This window comes from Rhodococcus sp. 7Tela_A2, assembly GCF_049311045.1.
Classification (GTDB): Bacteria; Actinomycetota; Actinomycetes; order Mycobacteriales; family Mycobacteriaceae; genus Rhodococcus.
Genome location: NZ_JAXION010000188.1, coordinates 1 through 4,745, shown reverse-complemented (window position 1 = coordinate 4,745; position 4,745 = coordinate 1). Strand labels below are relative to the sequence as shown.

Annotated in this window: 8 protein-coding genes; 6 read left to right on the top strand and 2 right to left on the bottom strand. The window is 66.9% G+C overall.

Translation table 11 applies throughout. The features are described from left to right. The coding region (locus TVH25_RS20825; protein WP_422425371.1) for a MinD/ParA family ATP-binding protein at window positions 1-985 on the top strand (985 nt) is incomplete at its 5' end. A gap of 88 nt (window positions 986-1,073) precedes the next feature. On the opposite strand, the gene TVH25_RS20820 is transcribed toward TVH25_RS20825, so the two are convergent. Both TVH25_RS20820 and TVH25_RS20815 read right to left on the bottom strand, forming a co-directional pair. Then, on the bottom strand, window positions 1,074-1,283 hold the full coding sequence (locus TVH25_RS20820) for a hypothetical protein (RefSeq protein WP_296549454.1): 210 nt from the start codon (window positions 1,281-1,283) through the stop codon (window positions 1,074-1,076). A gap of 209 nt (window positions 1,284-1,492) precedes the next feature. Then, entirely contained in the window at window positions 1,493-1,702 is a 210-nt protein-coding gene (locus TVH25_RS20815; protein ID WP_072704338.1) for a BldC family transcriptional regulator, read from the bottom strand. A gap of 263 nt (window positions 1,703-1,965) precedes the next feature. On the opposite strand from TVH25_RS20815, the gene TVH25_RS20810 reads away from it, so the two are divergent. From TVH25_RS20810 to TVH25_RS20790, 5 genes are all read left to right on the top strand, one after another. Then, entirely contained in the window at window positions 1,966-2,295 is a 330-nt protein-coding gene (locus TVH25_RS20810) for a DUF4229 domain-containing protein (protein ID WP_169619618.1), read from the top strand. 5 nt (window positions 2,296-2,300) lie between these two features. Then, window positions 2,301-3,404, top strand: coding sequence for a PLP-dependent cysteine synthase family protein (locus tag TVH25_RS20805; RefSeq protein WP_422425372.1), 1,104 nt, complete (start codon window positions 2,301-2,303; stop codon window positions 3,402-3,404). A 69-nt stretch (window positions 3,405-3,473) separates the two neighbouring features. Then, the gene (locus tag TVH25_RS20800; RefSeq protein ID WP_169651265.1) at window positions 3,474-3,689 is read left to right on the top strand and encodes an HTH domain-containing protein; all 216 of its coding nucleotides are present in this window, start codon (window positions 3,474-3,476) and stop codon (window positions 3,687-3,689) included. A gap of 5 nt (window positions 3,690-3,694) precedes the next feature. Then, window positions 3,695-4,273, top strand: coding sequence for a Clp protease N-terminal domain-containing protein (locus TVH25_RS20795; RefSeq protein ID WP_296549457.1), 579 nt, complete (start codon window positions 3,695-3,697; stop codon window positions 4,271-4,273). Between the two features lie 43 nt (window positions 4,274-4,316). Further along, window positions 4,317-4,709: a phage holin family protein gene (locus tag TVH25_RS20790; protein WP_169619454.1), complete on the top strand. Its 393-nt coding sequence runs from the start codon at window positions 4,317-4,319 to the stop codon at window positions 4,707-4,709. Window positions 4,710-4,745: the final 36 nt, after the last annotated feature.

Sequence of the window (4,745 nt, the reverse complement as noted above, 5' to 3'; positions counted from 1 at the left end):
GGGGGACGGAACGCAGCTACCGGGGGCGGGGCAGCCGACTGCACGAGACCTCGACGCGTCGCTACTGGTTCGCCCGGTGGCCTCGCCGCCGCGCCGGGGATGGCGTCGTGCAGTGTTCCACGCGAGCGGTGGCCTGCTGACCATCGGTGACAGCGCACGGGAGCAACGCCGTCGCGACCTCGTCGACAAAGTGCGCACGCCGTCGCACGGGTGCTCCCGGATCGCGCTGCTGAGTCTCAAGGGAGGGGTCGGCAAAACGACCACGACGGTCACTCTCGGGTCGACCTTCGCGGCGCTTCGCGGTGACCGGGTCGTCGCTGTCGACGCGAACCCGGACCGGGGAACCCTCAGCCAGAAGATCGCCGCCGAGACCACCGCAACGGTCCGGACTCTCCTGCGTGACGAGCAGCGGCTCGATACCTACGCGGACGTCCGGGAGTACATGTCGCAGAACTCGTATCGCCTCGAAGTGCTCGCGTCGGACACCGACCCGGCGGTCTCGGAAGCGTTCAGCGGGGAGGACTACGAGCGCACTCTCGCCGTGCTCGAGCGTTTCTACAGCATCGTTCTCACGGATTGCGGAACCGGACTCATGCATTCGGCGATGCGCTCGATCCTGGGAAACGCGGACACGCTGATCGTCATCAGTTCGGGGTCGGTGGACGGCGCGCAGAGCGCATCGGCGACGCTCGACTGGCTCGAGGCGCACGGATACCGGGATCTCGTCTCGCAATCCCTCGCGGTAGTCAATGCGGTACGGCCGCGCTCGGGAAAGGTCGATCTCGACCGGCTCGTGGGACATTTCGCGCAGCGTTGCCGCGCGGTGCACGTCCTGCCGTTCGATCCGCATCTGGAAGAGGGCGCGGAGATCGATCTCGGCCGGTTGCAGGAAGGCACGCGGCGGGCACTGCTGGGCCTGGCCGCGGACGTCGCGGCCGGTTTCGCCGAGTCGGGCACGGGTTCCGGCCGCAGCAGAAAGCCGTGAATGCGTGTCTTCGTGACGTCGTTGTTCGTGACGTGGGGTCTATCTCGCAGGATCGTCGGTGCGTCCGGTGTTCCGGCGACCGGGAACCTCACTTCCCGGTATCGCCACTGTCCGGGTCGGGTCGCGCCGTGTCGTCAGGCGGACGGCGTCGTACTTCGCGGTCGACCTTCCAGAGGAACTCGGGGTCGTCGTCGGGACCGACGACCCGGGTGGGCGGCTTTCCGGAATTGGGCCCGTATGCCTTCCACAGCAAAACGGCCAGTGTCACCGCGCCGATGAGGGCCAACAGGTAGAGCACTACGCACCTCCTAGCCGTGGACGGCACCGTCGGGGGGATCCGGTGCCGGCGTCCTACGTTCCCACAGTCTATGCGCCCCGGAGTTGTGCCCGTTGGGACGGGTGTGACCGGTAACGGGTCGGGTCCGGGTGGTGGTGCGTTCACCGCAGGCGCGGGCAGCGGTCGGGTCCGCTGCGGAGCAAGCCCTGCGGAGTTTCAGCGGCGCGTGATCAGCGTGTGGCTTCGGTCGTCAGGGACCGAAGGAGCGTGAGCACTTCGGACTCGCGGAATCGACGGTGGCCGCCTGGTGTCCGGAGTGACCCCAGTCGACCTGCGTGAGCCCACCGGGTGACCGTCTTCGGGTCCACATGGAACAGGGCTGCCACCTGGCCCGGAGTGAGCAGGGATTCTTTGGCGCCGTTGAAAGTGGGTGCACTCATCTTGAAATCCTCCCGGTTGGATTGCCTTGATCGAGGTATTCGATCGTGTTGTCCAGTGACATGGTTGCACCGGAACCCCTGGTTGCTCGAACGGTCAGCCGTTGGTAAAGCGGAAGTAATAGACAAAACGGACGAGCGGCCAAGCCTCAGGGGTCGGTGTCCCGTGCCCGTACCGCGCCGACAGTTACCCTGGAAGGGTGAACGACGAACGCCGGAACGACTCCCCGGAACAAGACTCCTCCTCGGATAGCCGCTCCGAGGGCATTTCACACACAACGCCCGCGAAGGGCGCCGTGCGTGCTTCCGGCAGCACGGGCACCCTCGTTCGCGATGTGGCGCTGTACTCCCTCGCGCGGCTCGGACTCGTCGTCGTGCTCGCGCTGCTGATCATCTACGTGCCGCGTGTCTTCGGTGTCGAGATCCCGCTGCTGGTGGCCGCGCTGTTCGCAGTGCTCATCGCGCTCCCGGTCTCGCTGGTGCTGTTCAAAACGCTCCGCCGTCGCGTCAACGAGGGCATCGCTGCCGTCGACGAGCGCCGCCGGACCGATCGCGCAGATCTGGAGAACCGGCTGCGCGGTGAAGGCCGCCGGTGACCGACGTGGGTGCCGCGGTCGTCGACCGCAGCGAGCCGCGTGACTGGGTCGACAATGCCGTCCGGCTGATCGAAGCGGACGCGCAGCGGAGTGCCGACACCCATCTGCTCCGCTACCCTCTTCCCCCCGAATGGGGCGTGCAGCTGTATCTCAAGGACGAGTCGACGCACATCACCGGCAGTCTCAAGCACCGTCTCGCACGGTCGCTGTTCCTGTACGGCCTGTGCAACGGGTGGATCACCCGGGACACCCCGATCGTCGAGGCGTCGTCCGGGTCCACCGCGGTCAGTGAGGCGTATTTCGCGAAGCTTCTCGGTCTCACTTTCGTCGCGGTCGTGCCGCGCACGACGTCCCCGGCCAAGGTCGCGCTGATCGAGGCGCACGGTGGCCGCTGCCACTACATCGACCGGCCGTCCGAGATGTACAGCGAGGCACGACGTCTCGCCGACGAACTCGGTGGGTGCTTCATGGACCAGTTCACGAACGCCGAGCGGGTGACCGACTGGCGCGGGAACAACAACATCGCCGAAAGCATCTACTCGCAGATGCGGCTCGAGCAGCACCCGGTGCCGGACTGGATCGTGGTCGGTGCCGGCACCGGAGGAACGAGCGCGACGCTGGGTCGCTTCATCCGGTATCGCCGTCACCGGACCCGTCTCGCGGTGGTCGACCCGGAGAACTCGGCGTTCTTCGGCGGCTACGAGAGCGGTTCGGCCGACTACACCACCGGAATGCCGTCCCGTATCGAGGGGATCGGCCGGCCGCGGGTGGAACCGTCGTTCGTCCCGGAGGTCGTGGACCGCATGATCCGGGTTCCGGACGCGGCGTCGATCGCCGCGATGCGGCACGCGAGCGAGATGCTCGGCCGGCGCGTCGGCGGGTCGACGGGGACCAATCTGTGGGGTGCCTTCGGGCTGGTCGCGGACATGCTCGCCGACGGCCGCCGGGGGAGCGTGGTGACGCTGCTGTGCGACGGCGGCGAGCGGTACAGCGACACGTACTTCTCCGACGACTGGCTCGCGGCCGAGTCGATCGACCTGGCGGAGTCGACGGCTGTGCTCGAGAAGTTCGCAGCCACCGGACTGTGGAGTCCCGGCATACCCGACTGACCCCTGTCGAGGGTCTCTGTTTGTCAACATCTATTGACGTCGCCACAGTTGTCAACCTACATTGACAGCATGACCGACACCACCGACCTGGCGGCATCTGCCGCGAGCCCCGACCCGGCAGTGGGCCTTCGCGCGGTCCGCGCGCTCCGGCGACTGCTCGAGCGACTCGAGACGGTCCAGGTGGAGAACGCGAGGAATCAGGGCTGGTCCTGGCAGGCCATCGCCGACGAACTCGAAGTGAGCAGACAGGCCGTCCACCAGAAGCACAACCGGAAGCGCAGGTGATCGTCGTGTTCGAAAAGTTCGCAGACAGTGCCCGGTCCGCGGTGGTCGCCGCGCAATCCGAGGCGAAACGACTCGAGGCTCAACGGATTCACCCGTCGCACCTGCTGCTCGGAGTCCTCGTCAGCGCGGACGAGCCTCTGCGCGACCTGCTCGCCGACGCGGATCTCACGGTCGACGGTCTCCGCGACGACTGCGCCGCACAGGCACCCGGCGATGCGCTCGGTGCCGACGACGCTGCCGCACTCGACGCGATCGGCATCGACCTGGGCGCGGTGAAATCGCGGCTCGAGGAGACGTTCGGCGAAGGTGTTCTCGACCGCGATCCTTCTGGAACGGGGGATGCCGGACGCGGGAATCTCTGGGGGCGGTTCGGCCACATCCCATTCGACAAGGGCGCCAAGAAGGTGCTCGAACTGTCTCTCCGAGAGGCGATCGCCCGGCACGAACGGGTCATTCGTGCCGAACACCTCCTGCTCGGTGTGCTCCGGTGCGGCGACCCGTCGGCCACCGCGCTGGTCGAGGCGCACGTACACCGCGACGAACTGCGACGACGCCTCGTCGAGCACCTCGACGAGGCCGCCTGAAACCTCTGCGACTCCGTGGCAGGCGATGTGCCACAGTGACTGCATGATTTCACTTGTACTGCGGTTGATCATCAACGCCATCGGCCTGTGGCTTGCCGCTCAATTGGTGTCCGGCATCAGTGTCACGGAACCCGGAGGCGCGTCCCAGACCGACCTCGGGACGATCATCACGCTGGTCGTGCTCGCGGTGATCTTCACCGCGGTGAACGCACTGGTCAAGCCGATCGTGAAGATGCTGTCGCTGCCCTTGGTCATCCTGACCCTCGGGCTGTTCACCCTCGTCGTCAACGCGCTGATGCTCTGGCTGACCGCATGGCTCAGCGGATTCACCGACTACGGACTGACCATCGCCGGATTCTGGTCCGCCTTCTGGGGCGCGATCATCATCTCGCTCGTCAACTTCGTTCTCGGCCTGGCCGTACCCGACCGCGACTGACGGTGCCGGGGCCCGGGGGGGGGGGGTGGGCCCCCC

Coding starts and splice junctions, on each gene's coding strand:
- TVH25_RS20815 (WP_072704338.1), bottom strand. CDS start 1,702: ATGAGTGCACCCACTTTCAACGGCGCCAAAGAATCCCTGCTCACTCCG.
- TVH25_RS20800 (WP_169651265.1), top strand. CDS start 3,474: ATGACCGACACCACCGACCTGGCGGCATCTGCCGCGAGCCCCGACCCG.
- TVH25_RS20790 (WP_169619454.1), top strand. CDS start 4,317: ATGATTTCACTTGTACTGCGGTTGATCATCAACGCCATCGGCCTGTGG.